Below are 24,641 nucleotides of genomic sequence, written 5' to 3'. Positions count from 1 at the left end.
GTGCCTCTGCCCGCGGGACGGAGTTCCCCGTGACCGCCGACTACGGAGACGCTGCCCCGCAGAGCGCCACCATCGTCGACCTGCTCCTGAACACCGAAACCCTCGACGAGTTCCTCCACGCCCTGGCCGTCGCGGCGATGGGCTTCGCGCCGAAGGCCGACGGCTGCGGGATCACCCTGCAGTTCGACGGCCGGTTCCTGACCATGACCAGCGTGGGCCCCAACGCACCCGCCCTTGACGAGAGGCAGTACGGCCTCGACCAGGGCCCGTGCCTTGAGTCCCTGCGCACCGGCACGGAGATCCACATCCCCGACCTCATGGACGAACAGCGCTGGGGCCCCTACCCCGCGCACGCCCTCGCCTGCGGTGCCCGTTCCTCCTTCTCGCTCCCCATCGCCGCACGCACCGACACCGCGGGCGCCCTCAACCTCTACTCGCCCAAGTCCCACGGCTTCGACGACGTCGACCTGACCGCGCTGCGCGCCCTGGCCTCCCAGGCCACCGGTGCCATCGCGCTGGCCCGGCGCATGACGAAGTCCAAGCAGTTCACGGAAGACGTACAACACGCCCTGCACTACCGCGGGGTCATCGATCAGGCCATCGGCGTCATCATCGCCCAGCAGGGCTGCACCGCCCGGCAGGCGTTCGCGATCCTGCGCAGCGCCTCGCAGAACCGCAACGTCAAACTCCGCGAACTGTGCGTCGACCTGATCGCCCGCCTCACCGGAGAGCAGCCTCCCGACCCGCCCGGACTGCGGCCCCGCCCCTGACGACCGTGGCCGCGGTTGAGGGTGCGAGGCGAGAAGAGGCAGGTCAGAGCCTGTTCCGATCATGCGGGAGTAAGACTTATCCTCGGCTGTGGAGTTAGGACGCAGCTCCGTGGCCACACCGGTAGCTGTCCTACGCCTTTCCACTCGGCGCCGATCGGCACTCCCAGGGCCAGCGGGAGCCGCATCACCGACAACGCGGCTCCCGCCAGAGCCCTTCGCGGTGGGAATTCCCGCATCTCACCTGTGGAGGGCACCGCGCGAGGAATCGACGAGGGGGAGCCTCGTTCCTCGCGCCCGGGGCGGCCGTCGCCACCCAGATGCGCGGCGGCCGCCATCAACTTGCCGCTCCTGTCGCACCGTTACGAATGTACTCCGCCTACCTTTCACTGTCCGTACACAAGTGCGGTATTGGTACGAACCGTCGTCTTCTGCCGGTGCGGCTCAGGGGAAGGAGACCACCGTGGACGGCACCGTCGACGTGCCCGACGTGGGGGCGCCGATGTTGTTGATGACGTGGGCGTACTGGCCCTTGCCGCCGAGTGAGACGACCTGGAGGTGGTGGAACTTCACGCCCGGCTTGTTCGGGGCGGCGAAACCGTGCTCCTGGATGATCGTCGGGTCGACGTTGTAGAAGCAGTAGCTGCCCAGGCCCCAGCCCTCGTGGGTGGTGACGGAGTCGGCGACCTTGTAGGAGGCGAAGCCCCTGGTGGAGCCGTTCTGGATGGCGGCCTGGTTGGGGGCGTCGTACGCCTTCTCGTTCTGGTAGAAGATCGTGCGTCCGCGCTCGCCCTTCCACTGCACGTCGTACTTGTTGAAGTGCTCCACGAACAGACCGGTGGCCAGGACGTCCGCGCCGTTGACGACGACTCCGTAGTCGGCGCGGTTGGTCTCCCAGCCGACACCGTCGCCGTGGTCGGCGCGCCAGATCCAGGTGTGGTCGACGATGGTGTGGCGGCTGTTGACCACCAGACTGGTGGTGGCCTTGCCCGCGCCCGCCCCGCCGATGCGGATGAACACGTCCTGGACGGTGGTCGGGTTGCCGACGTGCGAGGCGCTCGCGCCCCCGGGGCCGATCTCGACGAGCGTGTTGGACCTCTGCGGCCCGGCGTCGACCAGGAATCCCGCGAGACGCACCCCGTCCACGTCGGCCGTCTTCAGCGCGGTCACGCCGCCGTCCGGGACGAGGGTGGCGTAACCGAGGCCCAGGACCACGGTGTTCGCTCTCTTGACCTCGATCGGCCGGTCGAGGTGGTAAATGCCGGGCGTGAGCAGGAGGTTGAGCCCCTGGTTGAGGGCCGCGTTGAGGGTGGCCGCGCTGTCGCCCTGCTTGGCGACGTAGAAGGCGGAGAGGGAGAGGGACTGACCCTGCGGGGTGCCGTGGCCCCAGCTGGTGCCGCGGGCGTTGGTGCGCAGGGCGGGCAGGAAGACCTTGTACTCCCCGCCGGCGAGGTAGAGGAAGGGCTTCTCCCGGGAGTACGGGGTGGTGTTCAGGGTGGTGTACGGCGGGTTGGGGAAGGAGTCGCCGGGCGCGCCCTCCACCCCGGAGAACACCATGTTCCACACCGCGTTGAGCCAGCCGCCGATCGAGCTGTCGCGGGTGTACCACTGCTGCTGGGAGTACGGCTGGACGGTGCCGTCGATGCGGCTGTCGGCTATGTAGCCGCCGCTGGCCCAGCCGTAGCCGTTGGGCGCGAGGTTCAGGTCGCCGCGCACGTGCATCCGGCGGAACGGGGCGGCCTGGGCGACCGCCCAGCGGTTGGCGCCGCTGACCGGAGCGAGCGAGAGGTTCTCCGCCGAACGCCAGAAGTTCTGGGTGGCGTTGCCGTTGAACCAGCCTGCGTCGACCGTGACGTCACCGTTGATGTGGGTGTCGTCGGGGGACAGGCCAAGGCCCATGATCGAGGTGTAGAACCCGATCTGGGCGTTGAGGCCGCTGTAGGTGCCGGGCTTGAACAGCAGGGCGTAGCGCCTGGTGCCGAACTGGGCGGACTCCTGCTGCTTGAAAACCTCGTCCAGCTTCGCCTGGATGCCTCCGGTGGACGGGTCGAAGATGATGACGTTCGGGCCGAAGTCGGGAGCGGCGGCGTTGGCCGGCTTCGGGCGGGCGACCGGAGCCTCTGGCGCCGACGCGCGGGGAGCGGCGGTCGCGTGGGAGGCGAGCAGACCGGTGGCCGGGACCGCGAGGGCGGCGGCCAGGGCGGTGCGGCGGGAGAGGGAGGATCCGGATTCCGTGGCGGTCGGGGACTGGTGCTCAGACATGGGCGGCTCTTCCTGATAGCGGGGGATGGGTACGCCGGTGGGCGGTGCCGCATGGGGCCAGATGAGTTCAGAACCTGAACGGTGATCCCTGTGAGAGCGCTCTCACGCGTTGGATAGTTGTGTCTGCGGCAAGGTGCGTCAAGGGGGTGCGCACGATGTCGCGAGGACTGGGCGGAGAGAAGTCAACTAGGTCGCCCCGTGAGCCAGTTGGCCTCAATCGCTCATACGTGGGGGCATTTGTCCGCGGGCGCGCCTCCACCCCGATCGCTGCGACGCGCCCGTCCCCCGGGTTGCTGTGAGGCGGCGGTGGCAGGCCGCTCAGGGCAGGAGTGTCACCAGCGTGACCATGGTCCCGGCCGGGCAGGCGGCGATGTCGAAGTGGTCCGTGAGCGCCTCTGCCAGCCACAGGCCGCGGCCGTTCTCGGCTTCGTCGCAGTCGGGCAGGGAGGCCGGTCCTGCCCCCGGTTCCGATCCCAGATCCGATCCCGGGTGTGACGGTGCCCGCAGGTCCGGACCCGGCCCGCTGTCGGTGACGACGCAGCGCAACCTGGCGCCCACGTGGGCGAGTTGGAGGTAGCCCTTGCCGCCGCCGTGCACGACGGCGTTGCTCGCGACCTCGTGCACGGCGAGCACGAAGTCGCTGAGCCGGGGATCGCAGAGGCCCGCGTCCTCGGCGCGGCGGCTGACGTGGAGGCGTAGCCGTGCCAAGTCGGCGATGGTGAAGTTCAGTTCCAGGAGGGTGGTCCTGTCCGGTGCGGCTGCTGGTGTTGGTGCTGGTGCTGGTGCTGGCGCGAGGGTGCCGTTGATGTGCTCCTGCCGGGCAGCCGGTTCGCCGCCGTTTTCGTCGTTGCCGATGCCGCGGTTGAGGATCACTGCGCGGATTACCCTTCGCCCAGGACGAGTTGAGGTACTTCGGCGGCTCCGCAGAGCCGGATCACCTTGTGTTGTTCGGGTCGGCAGTGGACCGTGAGGAGCTGGTCGCGGGGGATCCCGCGCGCGAGCCGCACCAGCGTCGAAGCGCTGTGTACGTCCATGAAGCAGAGCTCCGTCAGGTCGACGGCCCCGGGGCGGCCCGGGCCGGTGAGGGCGTGCCTGAGCGCCGAGTCGAACTCCTCCCGCGTGGCGAGGTCGACGTCACCCGCGACCCGCAGCTGGGGCCCCGCCCGGGTGATGTCCAGGGATCCCAGGCGGGGCAGGGCACGCTTGGGGTGGGCCAGGTGGATCCGGTCCAGGAGGCTCTCGTCGAACCTCCGCCGGTCGTACTCACAGATGGCGGTGAAGCCGATCTCCGTGAACAGGGGCGAGAGTTCGGCCTCGTACTTGACCAGCATGTCCAGGTCGACGCCCGGTTCGGCGGCCCAGCCCATGTCACCGACCGCCCGGAGCCCGGCGAAGCCGTTGTGGCGGGCCTCTTCGGTCAACTCCACCCAGGTGTGCGCCCGTTCGGCCGGGTCGAAGCCGGTGACCGGGTCGTACCCCGGGACTTCGTTGACCACGACCAGGCGGCCGTCCGTGAGCGCGGGACCCAGCGGGAATCCGCCGGTGGACAGCTGCTCGGCCGCGACGGCGGGCGTGGTCGCCGGGTCGGTGAAGAACATCACCTGCTCACCGCGTGACAGACCGATGTCGGCGTACGCGGCGCGGAGTTCCCAGCGGGCTTCGTCGTCGTCGAATCCGAGACAGGCGTGGTCCCCGGAGTTCATACGTGTGACAGAGACCGTCCTGGACACGGAACTGGCATCCATGGAGCGCAGCCTAGGGGTGCGCGAGGCGCCACGGCGTTCGTGATCACAGTTGACTGAAGTCGTTCCGGGACCGCGATATTTCGTTGCGTGACGCGATCGCGGAAGTGATGATCCCCGCATGGTTTCGACTCCCCCTGACGGTCGCGCCGGTATCGACGCGGCCCTGGTGAAACGTCTGATCACCACACAGTTCCCCCGGTGGAGCGGACTTCCGGTGAGACCCGTGGAGGTCGACGGCTGGGACAACCGGACCTATCGCCTGGGCGACTCCATGACGGCCCGGCTGCCGACCGCCGCCGGCTACGTGCCGGCCGTCGCCAAGGAGAGCGAGTGGCTGCCCCGGCTCGCGCCGTCCCTGCCGGTCGCCGTCCCGCCGATCCTGGGCAAGGGCGTGCCGGGCGAGGGGTACCCCTTCCCGTGGTCCGTGCGCGGCTGGCTCGACGGTGAGACCGCGGCCCGCGAACGCATCGGCGACATGGAGCGGTTCGCGGTATCGCTGGCCGGATTCCTCCTCGCCCTCCAGCGCTGCGACACCACAGGCGGCCCCCTCGCGGGCGAGCACAACTGGTACCGAGGGGCGTCGCCCGCGTACTACGACGAGGAGACCCGGCGGTGTCTGGCCGCGCTCGACGGCCGCCTCGACACGGGCAGGGCCGCCGCCGTCTGGGAGGCCGCCCTCGCCGCCGAGTGGCGCGGGGAGCCCGTCTGGTTCCACGGCGACATCGCGTCAGGCAACCTCCTGGTCGCCGACGGAAAACTGACCGCCGTCATCGACTTCGGCACCTCGGGTGTCGGCGATCCCGCCTGCGATCTGGTCATCGCGTGGGGCATGTTCTCGGGCGAGAGCCGCGAGGCCTTCCGCCACGCGATGGGCCAGGACGACGGCACCTGGGCGCGGGCCCGCGGCTGGCTGCTGTGGAAGTGCCTGCTGAACCTGTCCGGGTGCGTCGACACGGACCAGGAAAAGGCCGCCCTCAACCAGCGCGTGATCGCGGAGGTCCTGGACGACCACGAGCACTTCGGCTGAGAGCAGGCGGGAGGGGCGGGGGCGCCTTGCGTAGGCGTTACGTAGGCACGACCGTGGCCTCCGTCGCCTTCACGCTCGTCCACACCGGCGTCCCGTCTGCGAGGCCAAGTTCGGCGGCGGCCTGCGGGGTGATCTCGGCGACGAGGTCGGGGGCCTGGGGTGAGGTGATCAGGAGCCGGAGGCGGCTGCCGCTGGTGGTGATCTCGCGGATGGTGCCGGGCCAGACGTTGCGGGGGCTGCCGCCGGGCTTGTCGCGGTGCACGGAGACCGCCTCCGGGGCGATGATCGCCAGCGCCTCGGTGCCCGGAGGCAGCGGGTCGGCGACCACGAGGGTGCCGCCGCCGGGCAGGGCGAGACCCTCGGGTCCCGCGACGCCGGGCCATGCGTTGCGCCCCAGCATCCTGGCCACCCACGGGGAGCGAGGATGCCGGGTCACTTCGGCGGGCGTCTCGTCCTGGAGGGCCAGGCCCTGGTCCAGTACGAGCACCCGGTCGGCCAGCGACACCGCCTCGACGGGGTCATGGGTGACGATCAGGCAGACACCGCCGAAGGTGTCGAGGTGCGTGCGCAGGGTGTGGCGTACGTGGGCCCGCGTCGTCTGGTCGAGGGCGGCGAGTGGTTCGTCCAGGAGGAGAAGCCGGGGTCGGGCCGCCAACGCCCTGGCCAGCGCCACCCGTTGGGCCTGGCCGCCGGAGACCTGGGCCGGTCTGCGGTGCGCGAGGTGACCGACGCCGAGCCGGTCGAGCCACTCCTGCGCGCGGCGCCTGGCCTCGCCGCGTGGGACGCCTCGCGCACGCGGACCGTACGCGGTGTTGGCGAGGGCGCTCATGTGCGGGAACAGGGCGCCGTCCTGCGGGACCCACGCGACGTGGCGGCGGTGCGGCGGCAGCTCGGTGACGTCGGTGCCGCCGAGGCGCAGCGTCGCGTGGGCGCGCGGGGTGAGGCCGAGGAGGGCGCGCAGCAGGGTGGTCTTGCCCGCGCCGTTGGGGCCCACGACGGCGATGGTGGTGCCCGGTTCGGCGTCCAGGACGAGCTGGTTGAAGCCGGTGACTTCGGCGTGCAGGGACCAGCGTTCCGCGGGCGGCGCGGCGTCCACCGCGGGGACGTCCGGGAGCGCGGGAGGAACCGCCTCGTCCGACAGGGGTTCGGGCCGCCCGCGGCGGAGGTCGCCCGGAGTGCCGATCCACCGGCCCCGCAGCGCGACGAGCACCGCCATGGCGATGGCGAGCAGGAGCAGGGACACCGATGTCGCGGCCTCGGGGGAGTCCTGGAGCAGCAGGTACACCTGGAGGGGCAGGGTCTGGGTGGTGCCGGGGAGGTTGCCGGCGAAGGTGATGGTCGCGCCGAATTCGCCGAGCGCCCGCGCCCAGGTCAGGGCCGCTCCCGCGATGAGTCCAGGGGCGACCATGGGCAGCGTGACCGTGCGGAACACCCGTACCGGCGAGGCTCCCAGGGACGCCGCGGTCTCCTCGTAACGCGGGCGGAGCCCACCGAGCGCGCCTTCGAGGCTGATCACCAGGAACGGCATCGCGACGAACGTCGCCGCCACCACAGCGCCCGACGTCTGGAACGGCAGGGTGAGCCCGAACGTGTCCTCCATCCACGGGCCCAGCAGACCGCGCCGCCCGAAGGCGAGGAGCAGGGCGACGCCGCCCACGGTGGGCGGAAGCACCATCGGGAGCAGGACCAGGGAACGTACGAGCGCCTTGCCCGGAAAGTCGACACGGGCGAGCAGCCAGGCGAGCGGCACCCCGAGCAGCAGGGAGAGCCCCAGCGCCCAGAATGAGACGACAAGGGACAGCTTCAGCGCCTCGGTGGTTCCCTCACTGGTCAGATGGGCGCCGAGGTCGCTCCACTGGGTACGCGCGAGAATCCCGAGCAGCGGCAGCATCAGGAACGCGATGGCGAGCAGCGCGGGGATCGCCAGGGCGATCGGGGTACGGGGGCCAGGGGTGCGGCCGCGGAGGCGTTTCATCGTGGTCCCTGGAGTGCGCTCGGTGCGGTGGTACGAGGTGAGGGGGCGTCCGGGGCCGCCGGGGACGGCCCGGCTGCCCCGGCCCGGGGAGGCGGCCGGCCCCCTCACCTCGGTCGGCGTGACCGTGGCCGGGGTGGGTTCCGCTACGGCTTCTCGAAGCCCGCGTCCCGGAGGATCTTCTGCGCCGCGGGCGTGGACAGCCACTTCACGAACGCCGCCGCGGCCTCGCCGTGCTTCGACGTCTTCAGCGTGGCCGCCGGGTAGTCGGCGATCGCGTTCTCGCCGTCGGGGATCTTGACCGCGTCGACCTTCTTGGGCGCGGTGGCGGCGTCGGTCTTGTAGACCAGGCCCGCGTCCGCCTCGCCCAGCTCGACCTTGCTCAGCACGGCGCGGACGTTGGGCTCCTGCGAGACCGGCTTCACGTCGATCTTCTGGTCGTCCAGGATCTGCTTGCTGTAGCGGCCGACCGGCACCTCGGACGCGGCGAGGACGACCTTCAGCTCGCCGGCGGAGAGGTCCTTCAGCTTCGCGATCTTCTTCGGGTTGCCCTCGCCGACCGCGATCACCAGTCGGTTCTTGGCGATCACGGTGGGGCTGCCGGTGTCCGACTTGAGGCCGTCCATCGTCTTGGTGTCGGCGGTGACCAGCGCGTCGGCCGGGGCGCCCTGCTTGACCTGGGCGGCCAGCTCCTGGGAACCGGCGAAGGAGAAGTTGACCTTCGTGCCCGGGTTCTCCTTCTCGTACGCGGCTCCAGCGGTCTCGAACACATCGGTGAGCGAGGAGGCGGCGAGCACGGTCAGGTCGGCCTTCGGCGCTCCGGCGGAGCCACCGCCCTTCTTCGCACTGTCGTTCTTGCTGTCGTCGTTGCCGCAGGCGGCGAGCGGCACGAGCAGGGCCGCCGTCAGAACGGCGGCGGCCGTGCGGCGCCTGGCGGGGCTGAGAGCGAGAGACATGAGCGTGAGACTCCTTGGGGACGCGGCCGGCGGCGCGGTCCGGCCGTGATTGAGGACCCTGGGGTGCGGACCAGGGGTCGGTCAGGTGCGGTCGATGTGCACGCTGGTGGACTTCACGCGGGCGGTGGCCTGCATGCCGACCTCCAGGCCCAGCTCCTCCACGGCCTCCCGGGTCAGGAGCGAGACGAGCCGGTGCGGGCCCGCCTGGATCTCGACCTGGGCGGCGACGTCGCCGAGCTTCACCGCGGTGACGATGCCGGGAAAGGCGTTGCGGGCGGAGGTGTAGGGGACGTCGTCCTCGCCGCTGCCCCCCTGCCCCTGGCTCTGCGCGACCTCGACGGAGAACGCGGCGAGGTCACGGCCGTCGATGAGGCGACGGCCGCCTTCCTCCCGGTGGGTCGCGACCCGCCCGGCGTCGGCCCAGCGGCGTGCCGTGTCCGGGCTGACGCCGAGCAGACGCGCCGCCTGGCCGATCGTGTAGGACTGCATGCGCGCCACGATATGCCGCCTGGCCTGGCATCTACAACATTCCTGGGGGTTCCTCCATGGCAGATGCGGGGCGCCTTGGAGGAAGTGTCAAGCGCCCTGTTTCGCCTGCTTCACCTGCGGCACCTGCTCCAACGCGATGCCGAAGTGGGTGGCGTACGCGTCGAGCACGTCGGCGTCCGTGGCCAGCTCGGCGGTGCGGCGCTCTCCGCCCTCCGTCGTCGTGAGGGTCCGGCCGCTGAGGGTGATCCGGCCGGACTCGGTGAGCAGCGAGCAGACCAGGGACTGGGTGAAATGGGACCGGGGCGAGGTGCGGTGCCACCAGGCGCCGGACGTGAAGTCGGCGAGGGCGCGCGGGCGCAGGTCGATCACGTACTGCGGCTTGCCGTCCATGAGGACGTCAAGATCGCCTTCGGGAGTCTCGGCGACGCGGAAGGTGCCGCCGGGATCCGACTGGTCGCCGCGCTCGCCGAAGGCCAGCGGGAAGTGGCTGTGGGCGCCGAAGCCGACATCGGCGATCCAGTCGCCGCCGTCGGAGGTGAGCACACGCAACGCCAGGTGGTCGTAAGGGATTCCGGGGTGCCCGGATGGGTCGTACACACGGGCCTGCAACAAGGTGACCTCGAAGCCGAGGGCGGTGAGCAGCGCGGCGAACGCCCCGTTGAGTTCGTAGCAGAAGCCGCCGCGGCGGGCGCCGACGACCTTCGCTGCCAAGGCCTTCTCGGTCAGTTCGATGTCCTCGCCGAGGTGGATGGAGAGGTTCTCGAAGGGAACGGCGAGGAGGTGTGCGAGCTGCAGGTCGTGCAGCGCGCGGGTGGTGGGCGCCGCGGGGGGCGCGGCGTCGATGCGGCGCAGATAGGCAGCTGTCTCAGCAAAATCCATGGGCGTATTCTCACGCGTCGCGCATCATGGGCGTGCCCGTCGGAGGACTGCTTGCCGCTTGCCGCTTGCCGCTTGCCGTTTGCCGCTCGCCGCTCGCTGCGTCCGGTGACGGGCTGCATCTGCCCCCTGCATCGAAGGAACCATGCCGACCGAGCCCGCTCCCTTCCGGACCTCCGTCTCCGATGACGTGCTGAACGACCTGCGGTCACGCCTGAACCGCACCCTCTTCACCCAGCCCTCCGACTCCACGTACTGGGCGGCGGGCACCGACCCCGGCTATCTGCGCGAACTGGTCGCCTACTGGGCGGACGGCTTCGACTGGCGCGCCGCCGAGGCCGCGCTCAACGCCTTTCCCCAGTACGTCGCCGAAGTCGCCGGACGGCGCGTGCACTTCGTCCATCTGCGGGGCCGGCGGCCCGAAGGGGCCCCCGCGCCACTGCCGTTGGTCCTCAGCCATGGCTGGCCGAGCAGTTTCGTGGAGATGCTGCGGGTCGCCGACCGCCTCGCCGACCCGGCCGCGCACGGCGGCGACCCGGCCGACGCCTTCGACGTGGTGATTCCCTCGCTGCCGGGCTTCGTCCACTCCGAACTGCCGCGCGAGCCGTTCACGCGCAGGGGCGTCGCCGGGATCTGGCACGAGCTGATGACCCAAACCCTGGGCTACGAACGCTTCGGGGCCTTCGGCGGGGACATCGGGGGCGGGGTGACGCAGTGGCTCGGCGCCCTGTATCCGCAGGAAGTCGCCGGGGTGCACGTCACGTCCGCGGTGATCACGGAGCAGTTCGACGACGCGGCGCCGCCGACCCCCGACGAACAGACGTTCCTCGACGCGCTCGCAGCGTACGACGTGATCGACCAGGGCTACAGCGAGATCATGTGCACCCGCCCCGACACGATCGCCGCAGCCCTGATGGACTCCCCGGCGGGGCTCGTCGCCTGGATCGCCGACAAGTACCGCGACTGGAGCGACTGCGGGGGCGACCTCGAAAGCCGCTGGGACAAGGACACCTTGCTCACCGTCGCGACGCTCTACTGGGTCACCGGCAGCATCGGCTCGTCCTTCCGGCAGTACTACGACTACCCCCGGAACAAGCCCGTGCCACGCATCACCGTGCCCGCGGCCATCACCCTCAGCCATGAACCGGCGTTCGCGGACTTCCCCAGGAGCCTTGCCGAGCGCACCCTCACGGATCTGCGCCACTGGAGCACTCCGAAGCGAGGCGGGCACTTCATGGCGCATGAGGAGCCGGAGCAAGTGGCGCGGGAGCTGCGGGCGTTCTTCCGGCCGCTCAGGGGCTGAGCGGCGGAGGTGGTCTCCTGCCGGCACTGGCACACTGGACCGCCTGCTCCGTGTCGCTGTTGGGCTGAACGGGTGAGGTCGCGTAAGAATGACTCAGTGCAGATATCCAGTGCGAGCCAGGACGGGGTGGATCGTTGAACAGCCACGACGTCACCGATGAACAGTGGGAAGGGCTCGCCCAGGTCGTACCGCTGCGCAGCCGCAACGAATGGCCGTCCTGGCCCGGCCACCGTGCGCTGCCCGACGCGGAGACCGAGGCGCGACGGCGATTTGTGGTGATGCGGGTCAACGTCTTCTCGGACGCCCGCGAGGTCGCCGAGACCGTGATGGCGCAGATCCCGGTCCTGCTCGACCTGACCGGGGCGGAGACGGAAGTCGCCAAGCGCGTCCTTGACTTCAGCAGCGGTGTGGTCCTCGGCCTCGGCTGCGGAATGCACCGGGTCGACAAGAACGTCTTCCTGCTCGCCCCGCCCGGCACCGAGGTGAAGGGCCTTGTCGCGGCGGCGCAGTCGTAGGTGACCCTTCTCTGCTAATCCCTCATTCGTAGGAAGGTCACTTGGGCGGAACGGTTCCCCAGGCACCTTGCCGCTTACCTTCCGGACATGACAGCAGTGCACCTCCCGGAGGCGGTCGCCGAACCACCGTCGGGCCCGGAACGGAGCCGCGTCACCGAACTGCGGCTCTCGGCCTTCGCCTCACACCGGGGCGCCGTGTTCCCGCTCGGCCCGCTGACCTTCGTATCGGGGCCGAGCGGCAGCGGGAAAACCACCGCGCTCGCCGCGTACGAAGCACTGGCGCGGCTCGGCGCCGGTGAGGAACTCGTCGATGTCTTCGCCGATCCGGTGGCCTGCGTGCCCGAAGGCGCACGGGCCGACGGACAGCGGCGGCGCGGGTTCCGCATCGGCTGCACGATCGAGGGGCCGGTCGGAGCGGTGCGGCTCGACGTCGCCGTACAGGCCGAGCCCGAACTGCGCGTCGTCGGCGAGCGGCTGACCCGGGACGGGCTCACCCTGCTCGAGACCGCCCTGCGCGACCCGGGGCGGCGCGCCGTGCAGGCGGCCTGGCATACGGCGGGCGCGTCACCGGTCACGCGCGGCCCGCTGCCGGACGACCGGCTCGGCACGGCGCTCCTTCCGCTGCGCGTCGCGGGCAAGACGGAAGGGCAGCGCCTGGTGCTCGCGGCGGCGGAACAGGTGGTGGTCGCGCTCCGTTCGGTGTTCCCGTGCGCTCCCAGGCCCGGCCCGATGCGGCTGCCGGTGCCGCCCGGACTCATCGGTTCGGGACGCCTCCTGAGCGGCTGCGACAACCTCGCCGAGGTCCTTCTTCGTACGAGGGAGGAGTGCGGCAACCGTCATGGGCGACTGGTGGCTGCCGTGCGCGCCGGGTGCGCGGGGCCGGTCGCCGACGTGCGCGCGGAGGTGGCCGAGGACGGGTCGGTGCACGCGCTCATCGAGCGGGGCGCGGGGATCAGGACACCGGTCGGGCGGCTCGGGGACGGCGAGTTGAGGTATCTGGCGCTCGCCCTGGTGCTGCTCACCGGCCCGGGGGTGCTCGAGGTCGACCCGGTGGCCGAGGTGCCGGGGGCGTACCAGAACCTCACCGTGGTCGCCGACGGCATCGACCACTGCCTCGACCCGCGGCAGAAGCGCGCACTCGGCGAACTGGCGGCGCGTTCCTGCGGGAGCGGGCACATCCGGCTCGTGGGGACGGTGAGCGACGGGGCATGGGCCGCTGAAGTGGGCGGGGCCTCGGTGGTAAACCTGGAGCCGTGACTGAACTTGATGTAGCGGGACTGCAGCGCAGACTGGCCGACTTCGCCGCGAAGCGGGACTGGGAGCAGTACCACACGCCCAAGAACCTGGCCGCCGCGCTCAGCGTCGAGGCCTCCGAACTTGTCGAGATCTTCCAGTGGTTGACGCCCGAGGAGTCGGCGCGGGTGATGGAATCCCCGGACTCCGCGCACCGGGTGACGGACGAGGTCGCCGACGTGCTGGCCTATCTGCTGCAGTTCTGCGAGGTGTTGGGCATCGACGCGCTGGCGGCGCTCGCCGCGAAGATCGACCGGAACGAGGGGCGTTTCCCGGCGCCGTGAGCTCGTCTGCGAGCCCGTCCGTGAGCTCGTCCGTGAGCCCGTCCACCGCCTCATTCTCTGTACGATCGTCACTCTCCGGAGTGGACACGTTGTCCCCAGTCGATAACTTGTCCACAGATTTCCTGGTTGCTCTGGCTTTTCGTCCCGCTGGCCCTCACTCTGGGTAGTGAGCAAGGGAGCCGAGGCGATCGTGCGACGGGTGCGCGCGGGACGGGCGGGGGTGAGCATGGACGCGATGCGACTCATCGAGGCGAGCAGACGCGCTCTGGCACGGAGCCAGGAGCCGGCGGGCATCGTGGCGGAAGTGTGGCAGTCCCAGGCTCTCGCGCAGGCGATCGGCAGCCGTCTCGCGGTCGCCGGGCCACAGGAGTTACGGAGCGAGGCGCTCGGCCTGAGCGAGGTCGGCGGCAGGGGCTGCGGGGTTCTCGACGCCCCGGGCCTGGGCACGGAGGGCATCCGGGCGTCGCGGCTTACGACGATCGGCGAGGCCCAAGAAGTGCTGGGAGGGCTTGACGAACTGCTCGGCGATGTGGGTATCGCACTGGTCGCCGTGGCGATGGGGGCGGACGACGAGGGGGTGTATTGGCAGTGCATGGAGGCGATCGACGCCGCCGACGAGGCGAGGGACCGGGTGCTCGAGATGCTGCGCAGGCTCGCGGTGCGCGAACAGAGCCTGCCCGAGCCCGACTCGGCGACGGGGCCACCGTGAGGTCAGAAGCGGGGTCACTGGGGCGGAGCCGCACCGGCCGCCGGGTTGACGGATTTTCACCCGGCGGGGGCGGCGCGTGGCGGGCGGGACCGCGGGAGTTGACGGAGGCGCGGGCGGGACCGGCCCGACCTGCGCCGCCCGCCTCGGGTCCCGCAGGACCCGCCCAGGACCGGTCAGCCGAGCTGCGGCATGACCTGGGAGGAGATCAGCTCCAGATGGTCAAGGTCGTCCAGGTCGAGGATCTGGAGATACATGCGCTGCGAGCCGACGGCCTGATAGGCGGCGATCGTCTCGACGACCTCCGCGGGGGATCCGGCGAGCCCGTTGGCCTTCAGGTCCTCCACATCGCGCCCGATCGCGTCGGCGCGGCGCTTCACCTCGGCGTCCGTCTTGCCCACGCAGGCCACCAGGGCGTTGGAGTAGACGAGGTCGTCGGCCTTGCGACCGTGCTCTTCGGCGGCGGAGCGTACGCGCTTGAACTGCTGCTCGGCATCGGCCAGGGAGGCGAAGGGGATGTTGAACTCGTCGGCGTAGCGCGCCGCGAGGGCGGGTGTCCGCTTGGCGCCGTGACCGCCGATGAGCAGGGGCACCTTCGGCTGGGCGGGCTTGGGAAGGGCGGGGGAATCGGAGAGCTGGTAGTAGGTGCCGTCGAAACTGAAGCGTTCACCGACCGGGGTCTCCCACAGGCCGGTCACAATGGCGAGTTGCTCCTCGAGCCGCCCGAACTTCTCCTTCGGGAAGGGGATCCCGTACGCGGTGTGCTCAGCCTCGTACCACCCGGAGCCGAGACCGAGCTCGATGCGGCCGCCCGACATCTGGTCGACCTGCGCGACCTGGATCGCCAGGACGCCGGGCAGCCGGAAGGTGCCCGCGGTCATCAGGGTGCCGAGCCGGATCCGCCGTGTCTCACGGGCAAGACCGGCGAGGGTGATCCAGGCGTCCGTGGGGCCGGGAAGACCGTCGGACGAGCCCATCACGAGGTAGTGGTCGGAGCGGAAAAAGGCGCTGTAGTCGAGGTCCTCGGTGGCCTTGGCGACGCGGAGGAGCGTCTCGTAGGTCGCACCCTGCTGCGGTTCGGTGAAGATTCGAAGATCCATGCAGCTATCTTGCCCGGCGGCCGGTTCCGGTTTGGGTCCCGACCGGCCCGTGTTGCCGCCGCCGGGTCCACGGGCCGGGATGGGCCCGGTCACATGCCCCCTGGTCCGGCGGCTAGGCTTCGGCACCGGCTGTCCGGGCAAGGGGCCCGGAGATGGTGTTGTTGGGGTTGAGATGGTCGCTGGCAGAGTTGTCCGGTTCGACGGCGCGCGGGGTTACGGATTCATCGCCCCGGATCATGGCGGGGAGGACGTGTTCCTGCACGCCAACGATCTGCTGATTCCGGAGCCTTTGGTGTACACGGGGGCGCTGGTCGAGTTCGAGATCGAGGAGGGCGAGCGCGGGCCGAAGGCTTCGTCGGTGCGACTCCCCAAGGGAGCGCAGGCGCCCACGGGACCTCCGTTCGTGGGCAGGGCGCAGGTACCCCCGTCGATTCAGGCGTCGGCCGCGGCGCTCGACGACGACGAGGACCCCACGTGCGATGTGCTCAGTGTCGCGGAGTACTCGTTCGAGGTGACGGAGCTGCTGCTCAGCACGGCGCCATGGATGACGGGCGAACAGATCAAACACCTCCGCGAACAGCTGGTGCAGCACGGCAAGAGCCATGGATGGGCTGAGGGCTGAGCGTGCCTCGTGCGAGGCGGTCTGCCTGCTGGTCAACCGCCTTCGGGACGGGACCGTTCACGACTGGTGAGGGGCCGGGCCGCGTCCGGCCGGTGGAGTGGAAATTCTCGTGTGCGGCTGCGGTGTCCGCTGTACGTTCTAGAGGAACCGCGCCAGACGACGCGGTCCGTATCCGCAGCTCAGACCATGTCTTGAGGCCCAACCACCGTGTTCTTGACGATCAGCACCTCCGGCAGCCCTGACCGCCCCGCCACCGACCTCGGGTTCCTGCTGCACAAGCATCCCGACAAGGCCCAGCCCTTCTCCACCTCTTACGGCACCGCGCACGTCTTCTACCCCGAGGTGTCCGAGGCGCGGTGCACGGCCGCGCTGCTGCTCGAGGTGGATCCCGTGGCGCTGGTCCGGCGGGGCAAGGGGAAGGGCAAGGGGCGGGGCGGTGCGCCCGACGCGGCGCTCGCGCAGTACGTGAACGACCGGCCCTACGCCGCGTCGTCGCTGCTCGCCGTGGCGTTGAGCGCGGTGTTCTCCAGCGCGATGCGCGGGGTGTGCAACGCGCGACCCGAGCGGGCCGGGCAGCCGCTGCCCCTGCGCATCGAGGTGCCCGCGCTGCCCGCGCGCGGCGGTGCCGCGCTGGTGCGCAAGCTGTTCGAGCCGCTGGGCTGGACGGTGACGCTGACGCCGGTGGTGCTGGACGAGCGGTTCCCCGAGTGGGGTGAATCGCGCTACGTCCATCTCGTACTCGACGTACCGGACGGGAAGCTGACCCTGAGCCAGGCGCTTCGGCACCTCTATGTCCTCCTCCCCGTGCTCGACGACGCCAAGCACTACTGGGTCTCGCCCGACGAGGTCGACAAGCTGCTGCGCGCCGGTGAGGGCTGGCTCGCGGGCCACCCGGAGCAGAAGGTCATCACCAGCCGCTACCTCTCGCGGCGCTGGTCGCTGACCCGGGAGGCCACGGAGCGGCTCGAACTGGTGCGGCTCGCCGACGCGGACGACACCGACGTCGAGGAGATCGACAACGCGGTCGACGAGGAGAGCGACACAGAAGAGAAGCCGGTGCCGCTCGCCGTGCTGCGCCGCGAGGCGATCCTCGCGGCCCTGGCCTCCGCGGGCGCCGGACGCGTGCTCGATCTCGGTTGCGGTCAGGGCCAGTTGGTGCAGGCGCTGCTCAAGGACACCCGGTTCACCGAGATCGCCGGAGTCGACGTGTCCATGCGCGCGCTGACCATCGCGTCGCGGCGGCTGAAGCTGGACCGCATGGGTGAGCGCCAGGCGGAGCGCGTCAAGCTCTTCCAGGGCTCGCTGGCGTACACCGACAAGCGGCTCAAGGGGTACGACGCCGCCGTGCTCAGCGAGGTCATCGAGCACCTCGACGTGGAGCAGCTGCCCGCCCTGGAGTACGCGGTGTTCGGCTCCGCGCGGCCTCGCACCGTGCTCGTGACGACGCCGAACGTCGAGTACAACGTCCGCTGGGAGACGCTCCCCGCCGGGCATGTGCGGCACGGCGACCACCGGTTCGAGTGGACGCGTGCGGAGTTCCGCGCATGGGCCGGTGAGGTGGCCGAACGGCACGGCTACGGCGTGGAGTTCGTGCCTGTCGGTGACGACGACCCCGAGGTCGGGCCGCCCACCCAGATGGCCGTGTTCACGCAGAACGACAAGAGCGACACAAGAGTGCAAGACCACAAGACTGCGAAGGGGGTGCGGGCGGCATGACCAATGAAACCGGCACCGGCACTGGCACCAGCACCGCAGTCACCCGCGCGGGGCGGGTGCTGCCCGTCACCGATCTCTCCCTCGTGGTCCTCGTCGGCGCCACGGGATCCGGCAAGTCCACCTTCGCCCGCGAGCACTTCAAGCCCACCGAAGTGCTCTCCAGTGACTTCTGCCGCGGCCTCGTCGCCGACGACGAGAACGACCAGGGCGCGAGCCGCGACGCCTTCGACGTGCTGCACTACATCGCGGGCAAGCGCCTCGCGGCGGGCCGCCGCACCGTCGTCGACGCGACCAACGTGCAGAGCGACAGCCGGAAGCAGCTGATCGAGCTCGCCAGGCAGTACGACGTGCTGCCCATCGCCATCGTCCTCGACGTACCCGAGGAGGTGTGCGCCCAGCGCAACGCCTCGCGCGCCGACCGGGCGGACATGCCGCGCCGCGTCATCCAGCGCCATCAGCGTGAACTGCGGCGCTCACTGCGGCATTTGGAGCGCGAGGGTTTCAGGAAGGTCCACGTTCTCAGGGGCGTGGAGGAGGTCGACGGCGCCACCATCGTCACGGAGAAGCGCTACAACGACCTCTCCCACCTCACAGGCCCCTTCGACATCATCGGCGACATCCACGGCTGCGCTTCCGAGCTGGAGACCCTGCTCGGCAAGCTCGGCTACGTGGACGGCGCGCACCCCGAAGGGCGTACGGCCGTCTTCGTCGGTGACCTCGTCGACCGCGGTCCCGACACCCCGGGCGTGCTGCGCCGCGTGATGGCGATGGTCGGCGGCGGCAACGCCCTGTGCGTACCGGGCAACCACGAGAACAAGCTCGGCCGCCACCTCAAGGGCCGAAAGGTCCAGCCCACCCACGGACTCGCGGAGACGATCGCGCAGTTGGAGGGAGAGAGCGACGAATTCCGCGCGAGGGTGCGGGAGTTCGTCGACGGTCTCGTCTCGCACTACGTCCTCGACGCGGGCAAGCTCGTCGTCTGCCACGCGGGCCTTCCCGAGAAGTACCACGGGCGCACGTCGGGCCGGGTGCGCTCGCACGCCCTCTACGGCGACACCACCGGCGAGACCGACGAGTTCGGCCTGCCCGTGCGCTACCCCTGGGCGGAGGACTACCGCGGCAGCGCCGCCGTGGTCTACGGCCACACCCCCGTGCCCACGGCGACCTGGCTGAACAACACCATCTGCCTTGACACCGGAGCCGTGTTCGGCGGCAGGCTCACCGCGCTGCGCTGGCCGGAGCGTGAGCTCGTCGACGTACCGGCGGAGCAGGTCTGGTACGAGCCGACGAAGCCGCTGCGCACGGAGGCGCCCGGCGGTCACGACGGGCGGCCGCTCGACCTGAACGACGTGCACGGCCGCCGCGCCGTGGAGACCCTTCCCCTGGCTCTCAACTCCGTTCGAGCAGGGGAGACCCCAACCGCGGGCCGCGTCGCCGTGCGGGAGGAGAACGCGGCGGCGGCCCTTGAGGTGATGAGCCGTTTCGCCGTCGACCCGCGACTGCTTCCCTACCTCCCGCCGACGATGGCGCCCACCGCCACCTCGCAGCGCGAGGGCTACTTGGAACACCCGGCCGAGGCCTTCGCCTCGTACGCCCAGGACGGTGTCGCACGGGTCGTGTGCGAGGAGAAGCACATGGGCTCGCGCGCCGTGGCCCTGGTGTGCCGCGACGCGGACGTGGCCCGCGAGCGCTTCGGCGTGGACGGCCCGACCGGCTCGCTCTGCACCCGCACAGGCCGCCCCTTCTTCAGCGACACGGAGGTCACCGAAGAGATACTCGGCCGGGTGCGCTCCGCCCTCACCGAGGCGAACCTGTGGCAGGAGCTCGACACCGACTGGCTGCTCCTCGACGCGGAGTTGATGCCCTGGTCGCTGAAGGCGTCCGGCCTGCTCCGCACGCAGTACGCAGCCGTGGGCGCCGCCTCCGGAGCGGTCTTCCCCGGCGCGATCGCCGCCCTGGAAGCGGCGAAGGAGCGTGGCGTGGACACCGGGGAACTCCTGGCCAGGCAGCGCGAACGAGCCGTGGACGCGGCCCTGTTCACGGACGCCTACCGCCGCTACTGCTGGCCGACCGACGGCCTGGAGGGCGTGCGCCTCGCGCCGTTCCAGATCCTGGCCGTCCAGGGCCGCAGCCTCGCCGCGCTCCCGCACGACGAGCAGCTCGCCCTGATCGACCGCATGGTGGAGCACGACGGCACGGGCCTGCTGCAGACCACCCGGCGGCTCTACGTCGACACCGGCGACGAGGCGTCGGTCCAGGCGGGCATCGACTGGTGGCTGGAGATGACCAACCGCGGCGGTGAGGGCATGGTCGTCAAGCCGGTCGAGGCGCTGGTCCGCGACGGGAAGGGCCGGATCGTGCAGCCCGGCATCAAGTGCCGCGGACGCGAGTACCTCCGGATCATCTACGGCCCGGAGTACACCCGGCCCGAACACCTGGACAAGCTCCGCGGCCGCTTCCTCGGGCACAAGCGCTCGCTCGCGATCCGTGAGTACGCGCTCGGCCTTGAGTCCCTGGACCGCCTCGCGGCCGGTGAGCCGCTGTGGCGAGTGCACGAGGCGGTGTTCGCGGTCCTCGCCCTGGAGTCGGAGCCGGTGGACCCGCGGCTCTAGCTCCGCACTGGGTGCCGCATTGCACGGGCGTCGGCCGTCCGGCCGGGGAAAGATGGACCCCATGGGATTCCATGTCGACTCCGAGGCCGGGCGGCTGCGCCGCGTGATCCTGCACCGCCCTGATCTGGAGCTCAAGCGGCTCACCCCGAGCAACAAGGACGCGTTGCTCTTCGACGACGTCTTGTGGGTCCGCAGGGCCCGCCAGGAACACGACGGATTCGCCGACGTGCTGCGCGACCGGGGGGTGGCGGTGCACCTCTTCGGCGACCTCCTGACCGAGGCCCTGGACGTGCCGGCCGCCCGTCTCCTCGTCCTCGACCGGGTCTTCGACGAGAAGGAGTACGGGCCGCTGGCGACGGGCCATCTGCGGGCCGCCTTCGAGACGATGCCGTCCGCCGAACTCGCCGAGGCGCTGATAGGCGGGATGACGAAGCGGGAGTTCCTGGAGCGCCACCCCGAGCCGACGTCCGTGCGCTTCCACTGCATGGACCTGGACGACTTCCTGCTCGGCCCGCTGCCCAACCACCTCTTCACGCGCGACACCTCCGCCTGGATCTACGACGGCGTCTCCATCAACGCGATGCGCTGGCCCGCACGGCAGCGCGAGACCGTGCACTTCGAGGCGATCTACCAGCACCACCCGCTGTTCGCGGCCCAGGACTTCCGCGTCTGGTCCCAGGGGCAGGCTGACTATCCCTCGACCATCGAGGGCGGCGACGTCCTGGTCATCGGCAGGGGCGCCGTCCTCATCGGCATGAGCGAGCGCACCACGCCGCAGGCCGTCGAGATGCTCGCGCACAAGCTGTTCGCGGCGGGCTCGGCGCAGACGATCGTGGCCCTGGACATGCCGAAGAGGCGCGCGTTCATGCATCTCGACACGGTGATGACGATGATCGACGGCGACACCTTCACGCAGTACGCGGGCCTTGGCATGCTCCGCTCGTACACCATCGAACCAGGCGTGGACGGGCGGGAGTTGAAGGTCACCGACCATCCGCCCGAGCACATGCACCGGGCGATCGCCGCGGCCCTCGGACTGAGCGGGATCAGGGTCCTCACGGCCACCCAGGACGTGCACGCGGCCGAGCGGGAGCAGTGGGACGACGGCTGCAACGTACTCGCGGTCGAGCCGGGCGTCGTCGTCGCCTACGAACGGAACTCGACGACGAACACGCATCTGCGCAAGGAGGGCATCGAGGTGATCGAGATCCGGGGGAGCGAGCTGGGGCGGGGCCGGGGCGGTCCGCGGTGCATGAGCTGTCCGGTGCAGCGGGACGCCGTCGACTGAGCCGCCCAAGCCGTACCTGTATAGAAATGTGGAGCATCGTATAGACTTCCAGTGTCCCCTTACGTGTACCCCTGGAGCGCCCCATGGCCATCGACCTCACCGGCCGCCATTTCCTCAAGGAGCTGGACTTCACCGCCGAGGAGTTCCGCGGCCTGATCGATCTTGCCGCTGAGCTGAAGGCGGCCAAGAAGGCGGGCACCGAGACGCAGCGGCTGCGCGGCAGGAACATCGCGCTGATCTTCGAGAAGTCCTCCACCCGTACGCGCTGCTCCTTCGAGGTCGCGGCCGCGGACCAGGGCGCTTCCACGACGTACATCGATCCGGCCGGATCGCACATCGGCAGCAAGGAGTCCCCCAAGGACACCGCCCGGGTGCTCGGCCGGATGTTCGACGCCATCGAGTTCCGCGGCGACGCCCAGGCGACGGTCGAGGAGCTGGGCGCTCACGCGGGCGTGCCGGTCTACAACGGCCTGACCGACGACTGGCACCCCACCCAGATGCTCGCCGACGTGCTCACGATGACCGAGCACAGCGCGAAGCCGCTCGGTGAGATCACTTTCGCCTATCTCGGTGACGCCCGTTTCAACATGGGCAACTCCTACCTCGTCACCGCCGCGCTGCTCGGCATGGACGTACGCATCGTCGCCCCGAAGGCCTACTGGCCCGCCGAGGCCATCGTCGCCCAGGCACGCGGGCTCGCCGAGACCAGCGGCGCCCGGATCACGCTCAGCGAGGACATCGCCGAGGGCGTCGCCGGTGCCGACTTCGTCGTGACCGACGTCTGGGTCTCCATGGGCGAGCCCAAGGAGGTCTGGGACGAGCGCATAACCGCGCTCGCGCCGTACGCCGTGACGATGGACGTGCTGCGGGCGACGGGCAACGCGGACGTGAAGTTCCTGCACTGCCTCCCCGCCTTCCACGACCTGGGCACCAAGGTCGGCCGCGAGATTTACGAGCGCCACGGTCTAAGCTCTCTCGAGGTCACCGACGAGGTCTTCGAGTCGGCGCACTCCGTCGTCTTCGACGAGGCCGAGAACCGCCTGCACACGATCAAGGCGATCCTCGTCGCCACCCTGGCCTGACAGAACTCACGTCGGCGGGGCCGGGGAACACCTTCCCCCGGCCCCGCTTTTTTGCGGCATACCCCCGCCGCGACCCCGCACCACCTGAAATGAGAACCACCGCATGCGCCCGACCGGTCCGGCAGGACTCCGCATCAAGTCCCCCGAACTCCTCGTCGCCGAATCGGGCGCCGACCTCGAAGGCCATGGCCTCAAGCGCACCATGGGCCTGTTCCAACTGATCTGCTTCGGCGTCGGCGCGATCGTCGGCACGGGCATCTTCGTCGGCCTCTCCGACAGCGTCGCCGAGGCCGGCCCCGCGGTCGCCGTCTCGTACTTCCTGGCCGCCGTCACCTGCATCTTCACCGCCTTCTCGTTCGCCGAGCTGGGTGGCGCGATCCCGGTCTCCGGCAGCTCGTACTCCTTCGCGTACGCCTCGCTCGGCGAGCGCACCGCGTTCCTCGTCGGCTGGTGCCTGCTCCTGGAGTACGGCGTCTCCGTCTCGGCCGTGGCGGTCGGCTGGAGCCAGTACCTGAACGAGCTGCTCGAAAGTGTCACCGGCCGGCACCTGCCCGACGCGCTCTCCGCGGGACCCGGCGAGGGCGGTGTCGTGAACCTGCCCGCCGTGGTCGTGATCCTGCTGGCCGCGGTGCTGCTCGTACGCGGTATCCGGGAGAGCGCGCGGGCGACGGCCGCGATGGCCGTGCTCAAGATCGGGATCCTGCTGTTCTTCCTGGCGGTCGCGTTCACCGCGTTCAAGGCCGGCCACCTCACCCCCTTCGCGGGCGCCGGTGTCTCCGGCATCACCGCGGGTGCCTCGCTCGCCTTCTTCTCCTTCATCGGCTTCGACGCGATCACCACGGCGGGCGAAGAGGTCAAGAACCCCCGCCGGAACATCCCGATCGCCATCCTGGTCTGCATCGGCGTCGTCACCCTGCTGTACGTCGCCGTCGCCCTCGGGGCGATCGGCGCACTCGGCGCCGACGCGGTCGCCGACAAGCCCGCCGCGCTCTCGCTGGTCGTCAACCAGGTCACGGATTCGACGGTCGGCGGCGGGATCATCGCCCTCGGTGCGGTCGTGGCCATCGCGTCCGTCGTACTCGCCGTGATGTACGGGCAGACCCGCATCCTGATGTCGATGTCCCGCGACGGGCTCATCCCGCGCGTCTTCGAGCGCGTCTCGCCCAAGACCTCGACGCCGGCCGCGGGCACCTGGATCGTCGCTGCGGTCTTCGCCGTCCCCGCCGCCTTCTCGTCGCTCGACGTGGTGGTCAACCTGACGACGATCGGCACTCTGGCGATCATGGTCGTGGTGAACATCGCGGTCCTCGCGCTGCGCCGCTCGGCGCCGGAGCTGAAGCGCACCTTCCGGGTGCCGCTCTACCCGGTGAGCCCCATCCTGGGCGTGGGCTTCTGCCTCTATCTGATCTGGGGCACGGGCTGGACGACGTGGGTGCAGTTCGCCGTGTTCCTCGTCGTGGGCACCTTGGTGTACGCCCTGTACGGGCGCGGGCACTCGCGGCTCGGCAAGGCCGCGGAGACCGATTCCGCTACGCCGCGGGGAGCGTGAACCAGACCGCCTTGCCGGAGCCGGTCGGGCGGTGGCCACAGGACGAGCTGAGGGTGCGGATCAGGAGCAGGCCGCGCCCGTGCTCCTGCCAGGGGTCCGGCTCCTCCATCGGCGCCGGACCGGTGAGATTGCCGGGCGGCAGCGGGTTCGAGTCGTGGACCTCCACCTGGCAGCCGGTGGGCAGCAGCTCGATCACCAGCTCTATGGGGTCGCACCCCGAGGTGTGCTCCACCGCGTTGGCCACCAGCTCCGCCGTAAGCAGCTCGGCGGTGTCGCTGTCGGCGGGCGACTCGATCTCCGCGAGCGCGGTACGCACCAGCGCACGGGCGATCGGTACGGCGGCCGTGGTGTGCGGCAGCGCGATACGCCACGAGGCGGGAGCTGGGGGTTCGTGCAAGGCGGGTCCGTTCAGGGCAGCAGGAGGAGGTCCTGCTTTCAACCGTACGAATCTTAAGCGCTATGTCGACAGGGTCGACG

At 70.4% G+C, this 24,641-nt stretch carries 22 protein-coding genes; 13 read left to right on the top strand and 9 right to left on the bottom strand.

Annotated features, from left to right (window positions below; translation table 11 throughout):
- Positions 1-29 precede the first annotated feature (29 nt).
- Complete coding sequence (locus ACGFX9_RS31745; RefSeq protein ID WP_393480709.1) at positions 30-770, top strand: GAF and ANTAR domain-containing protein; 741 nt, start codon at positions 30-32, stop codon at positions 768-770.
- A 441-nt stretch (positions 771-1,211) separates the two neighbouring features.
- Here the strand turns inward: ACGFX9_RS31745 and ACGFX9_RS31740 are convergent, their stop codons facing one another.
- The 3 genes from ACGFX9_RS31740 to ACGFX9_RS31730 form a co-directional block, all read right to left on the bottom strand.
- Positions 1,212-3,029: a coagulation factor 5/8 type domain-containing protein gene (locus tag ACGFX9_RS31740; RefSeq protein ID WP_393480705.1), complete on the bottom strand. Its 1,818-nt coding sequence runs from the start codon at positions 3,027-3,029 to the stop codon at positions 1,212-1,214.
- Between the two features lie 318 nt (positions 3,030-3,347).
- Positions 3,348-3,902: an ATP-binding protein gene (locus ACGFX9_RS31735; RefSeq protein WP_393480700.1), complete on the bottom strand. Its 555-nt coding sequence runs from the start codon at positions 3,900-3,902 to the stop codon at positions 3,348-3,350.
- A gap of 8 nt (positions 3,903-3,910) precedes the next feature.
- Positions 3,911-4,774, bottom strand: a complete 864-nt coding sequence (locus ACGFX9_RS31730; RefSeq protein WP_393480695.1) for an MEDS domain-containing protein — start codon at positions 4,772-4,774, stop codon at positions 3,911-3,913.
- 118 nt (positions 4,775-4,892) lie between these two features.
- Here ACGFX9_RS31730 and ACGFX9_RS31725 point away from each other — a divergent pair, with 118 nt between their 5' ends.
- On the top strand, positions 4,893-5,801 hold the full coding sequence (locus ACGFX9_RS31725) for an aminoglycoside phosphotransferase family protein (RefSeq protein ID WP_393480691.1): 909 nt from the start codon (positions 4,893-4,895) through the stop codon (positions 5,799-5,801).
- Between the two features lie 37 nt (positions 5,802-5,838).
- Here ACGFX9_RS31725 and ACGFX9_RS31720 read toward each other — a convergent pair whose 3' ends face one another.
- The 4 genes from ACGFX9_RS31720 to ACGFX9_RS31705 form a co-directional block, all read right to left on the bottom strand.
- Positions 5,839-7,776, bottom strand: coding sequence for an ABC transporter permease (locus tag ACGFX9_RS31720; protein WP_393480688.1), 1,938 nt, complete (start codon positions 7,774-7,776; stop codon positions 5,839-5,841).
- 143 nt (positions 7,777-7,919) lie between these two features.
- Positions 7,920-8,729: a molybdate ABC transporter substrate-binding protein gene (modA, locus tag ACGFX9_RS31715; protein ID WP_393480683.1), complete on the bottom strand. Its 810-nt coding sequence runs from the start codon at positions 8,727-8,729 to the stop codon at positions 7,920-7,922.
- An 81-nt stretch (positions 8,730-8,810) separates the two neighbouring features.
- On the bottom strand, positions 8,811-9,218 hold the full coding sequence (locus tag ACGFX9_RS31710; RefSeq protein WP_393480679.1) for a molybdopterin-binding protein: 408 nt from the start codon (positions 9,216-9,218) through the stop codon (positions 8,811-8,813).
- Positions 9,219-9,305: 87 nt separating this feature from the next.
- The gene (locus tag ACGFX9_RS31705) at positions 9,306-10,097 is read right to left on the bottom strand and encodes an arylamine N-acetyltransferase (RefSeq protein ID WP_393480674.1); all 792 of its coding nucleotides are present in this window, start codon (positions 10,095-10,097) and stop codon (positions 9,306-9,308) included.
- 142 nt (positions 10,098-10,239) lie between these two features.
- On the opposite strand from ACGFX9_RS31705, the gene ACGFX9_RS31700 reads away from it, so the two are divergent.
- From ACGFX9_RS31700 to ACGFX9_RS31680, 5 genes are all read left to right on the top strand, one after another.
- On the top strand, positions 10,240-11,397 hold the full coding sequence (locus ACGFX9_RS31700) for an epoxide hydrolase family protein (protein ID WP_393480669.1): 1,158 nt from the start codon (positions 10,240-10,242) through the stop codon (positions 11,395-11,397).
- A gap of 134 nt (positions 11,398-11,531) precedes the next feature.
- Positions 11,532-11,912: a cell division protein SepF gene (locus tag ACGFX9_RS31695; protein ID WP_393480666.1), complete on the top strand. Its 381-nt coding sequence runs from the start codon at positions 11,532-11,534 to the stop codon at positions 11,910-11,912.
- An 87-nt stretch (positions 11,913-11,999) separates the two neighbouring features.
- Complete coding sequence (locus tag ACGFX9_RS31690; protein ID WP_393480663.1) at positions 12,000-13,169, top strand: AAA family ATPase; 1,170 nt, start codon at positions 12,000-12,002, stop codon at positions 13,167-13,169.
- Positions 13,166-13,489, top strand: coding sequence for a nucleotide pyrophosphohydrolase (locus tag ACGFX9_RS31685; protein WP_393480660.1), 324 nt, complete (start codon positions 13,166-13,168; stop codon positions 13,487-13,489). The genes ACGFX9_RS31690 and ACGFX9_RS31685 overlap by 4 nt, the downstream gene beginning before the upstream one ends.
- A 226-nt stretch (positions 13,490-13,715) precedes the next feature.
- Positions 13,716-14,198 (top strand): DUF6099 family protein, encoded by a 483-nt coding sequence (locus ACGFX9_RS31680; RefSeq protein ID WP_393481326.1) that lies wholly within the window; start codon positions 13,716-13,718, stop codon positions 14,196-14,198.
- Positions 14,199-14,371: 173 nt separating this feature from the next.
- Here the strand turns inward: ACGFX9_RS31680 and ACGFX9_RS31675 are convergent, their stop codons facing one another.
- A complete protein-coding gene (locus tag ACGFX9_RS31675) occupies positions 14,372-15,295 on the bottom strand; it encodes an LLM class F420-dependent oxidoreductase (protein WP_393480657.1) in 924 nt (307 codons plus the stop codon).
- 172 nt (positions 15,296-15,467) lie between these two features.
- Between ACGFX9_RS31675 and ACGFX9_RS31670 the strand changes: the two genes are divergently transcribed.
- The 6 genes from ACGFX9_RS31670 (at position 15,468) to ACGFX9_RS31645 (ending at position 24,164) form a co-directional block, all read left to right on the top strand.
- Complete coding sequence (locus tag ACGFX9_RS31670) at positions 15,468-15,917, top strand: cold-shock protein (protein ID WP_393480652.1); 450 nt, start codon at positions 15,468-15,470, stop codon at positions 15,915-15,917.
- Positions 15,918-16,124: 207 nt separating this feature from the next.
- A complete protein-coding gene (locus ACGFX9_RS31665) occupies positions 16,125-17,633 on the top strand; it encodes a 3' terminal RNA ribose 2'-O-methyltransferase Hen1 (protein WP_393480647.1) in 1,509 nt (502 codons plus the stop codon).
- The gene (locus ACGFX9_RS31660) at positions 17,630-20,245 is read left to right on the top strand and encodes a polynucleotide kinase-phosphatase (RefSeq protein ID WP_393480642.1); all 2,616 of its coding nucleotides are present in this window, start codon (positions 17,630-17,632) and stop codon (positions 20,243-20,245) included. Before ACGFX9_RS31665 ends, ACGFX9_RS31660 begins: the two co-directional genes overlap by 4 nt.
- Positions 20,246-20,306: 61 nt before the next feature.
- Positions 20,307-21,533, top strand: a complete 1,227-nt coding sequence (locus ACGFX9_RS31655; RefSeq protein ID WP_393480637.1) for an arginine deiminase — start codon at positions 20,307-20,309, stop codon at positions 21,531-21,533.
- Positions 21,534-21,616: 83 nt separating this feature from the next.
- A complete protein-coding gene (gene argF, locus ACGFX9_RS31650) occupies positions 21,617-22,615 on the top strand; it encodes an ornithine carbamoyltransferase (protein ID WP_393480632.1) in 999 nt (332 codons plus the stop codon).
- 103 nt (positions 22,616-22,718) lie between these two features.
- Entirely contained in the window at positions 22,719-24,164 is a 1,446-nt protein-coding gene (locus tag ACGFX9_RS31645) for an amino acid permease (RefSeq protein WP_393480630.1), read from the top strand.
- Here ACGFX9_RS31645 and ACGFX9_RS31640 read toward each other — a convergent pair.
- On the bottom strand, positions 24,145-24,576 hold the full coding sequence (locus ACGFX9_RS31640; protein ID WP_393481318.1) for an ATP-binding protein: 432 nt from the start codon (positions 24,574-24,576) through the stop codon (positions 24,145-24,147). The two genes, ACGFX9_RS31645 and ACGFX9_RS31640, sit on opposite strands and share 20 nt — an antisense overlap.
- Positions 24,577-24,641 lie beyond the last annotated feature (65 nt).

It is taken from the genome of Streptomyces sp. NPDC048436, from assembly GCF_043200355.1.
In the GTDB taxonomy this organism is placed as follows: Bacteria; Actinomycetota; Actinomycetes; order Streptomycetales; family Streptomycetaceae; genus Streptomyces.
Note: the sequence above shows the minus strand (reverse complement) of the source record. Positions and strands in the feature narration are given on the sequence as shown.

Coding starts and splice junctions, on each gene's coding strand:
- ACGFX9_RS31740 (WP_393480705.1), bottom strand. CDS start 3,029: ATGTCTGAGCACCAGTCCCCGACCGCCACGGAATCCGGATCCTCCCTC.
- ACGFX9_RS31730 (WP_393480695.1), bottom strand. CDS start 4,774: ATGGATGCCAGTTCCGTGTCCAGGACGGTCTCTGTCACACGTATGAAC.
- ACGFX9_RS31725 (WP_393480691.1), top strand. CDS start 4,893: ATGGTTTCGACTCCCCCTGACGGTCGCGCCGGTATCGACGCGGCCCTG.
- ACGFX9_RS31720 (WP_393480688.1), bottom strand. CDS start 7,776: ATGAAACGCCTCCGCGGCCGCACCCCTGGCCCCCGTACCCCGATCGCC.
- modA (WP_393480683.1), bottom strand. CDS start 8,729: ATGTCTCTCGCTCTCAGCCCCGCCAGGCGCCGCACGGCCGCCGCCGTT.
- ACGFX9_RS31710 (WP_393480679.1), bottom strand. CDS start 9,218: ATGCAGTCCTACACGATCGGCCAGGCGGCGCGTCTGCTCGGCGTCAGC.
- ACGFX9_RS31705 (WP_393480674.1), bottom strand. CDS start 10,097: ATGGATTTTGCTGAGACAGCTGCCTATCTGCGCCGCATCGACGCCGCG.
- ACGFX9_RS31700 (WP_393480669.1), top strand. CDS start 10,240: ATGCCGACCGAGCCCGCTCCCTTCCGGACCTCCGTCTCCGATGACGTG.
- ACGFX9_RS31690 (WP_393480663.1), top strand. CDS start 12,000: ATGACAGCAGTGCACCTCCCGGAGGCGGTCGCCGAACCACCGTCGGGC.
- ACGFX9_RS31680 (WP_393481326.1), top strand. CDS start 13,716: ATGGACGCGATGCGACTCATCGAGGCGAGCAGACGCGCTCTGGCACGG.
- ACGFX9_RS31675 (WP_393480657.1), bottom strand. CDS start 15,295: ATGGATCTTCGAATCTTCACCGAACCGCAGCAGGGTGCGACCTACGAG.
- ACGFX9_RS31670 (WP_393480652.1), top strand. CDS start 15,468: ATGGTCGCTGGCAGAGTTGTCCGGTTCGACGGCGCGCGGGGTTACGGA.
- ACGFX9_RS31660 (WP_393480642.1), top strand. CDS start 17,630: ATGACCAATGAAACCGGCACCGGCACTGGCACCAGCACCGCAGTCACC.
- ACGFX9_RS31655 (WP_393480637.1), top strand. CDS start 20,307: ATGGGATTCCATGTCGACTCCGAGGCCGGGCGGCTGCGCCGCGTGATC.
- argF (WP_393480632.1), top strand. CDS start 21,617: ATGGCCATCGACCTCACCGGCCGCCATTTCCTCAAGGAGCTGGACTTC.
- ACGFX9_RS31645 (WP_393480630.1), top strand. CDS start 22,719: ATGCGCCCGACCGGTCCGGCAGGACTCCGCATCAAGTCCCCCGAACTC.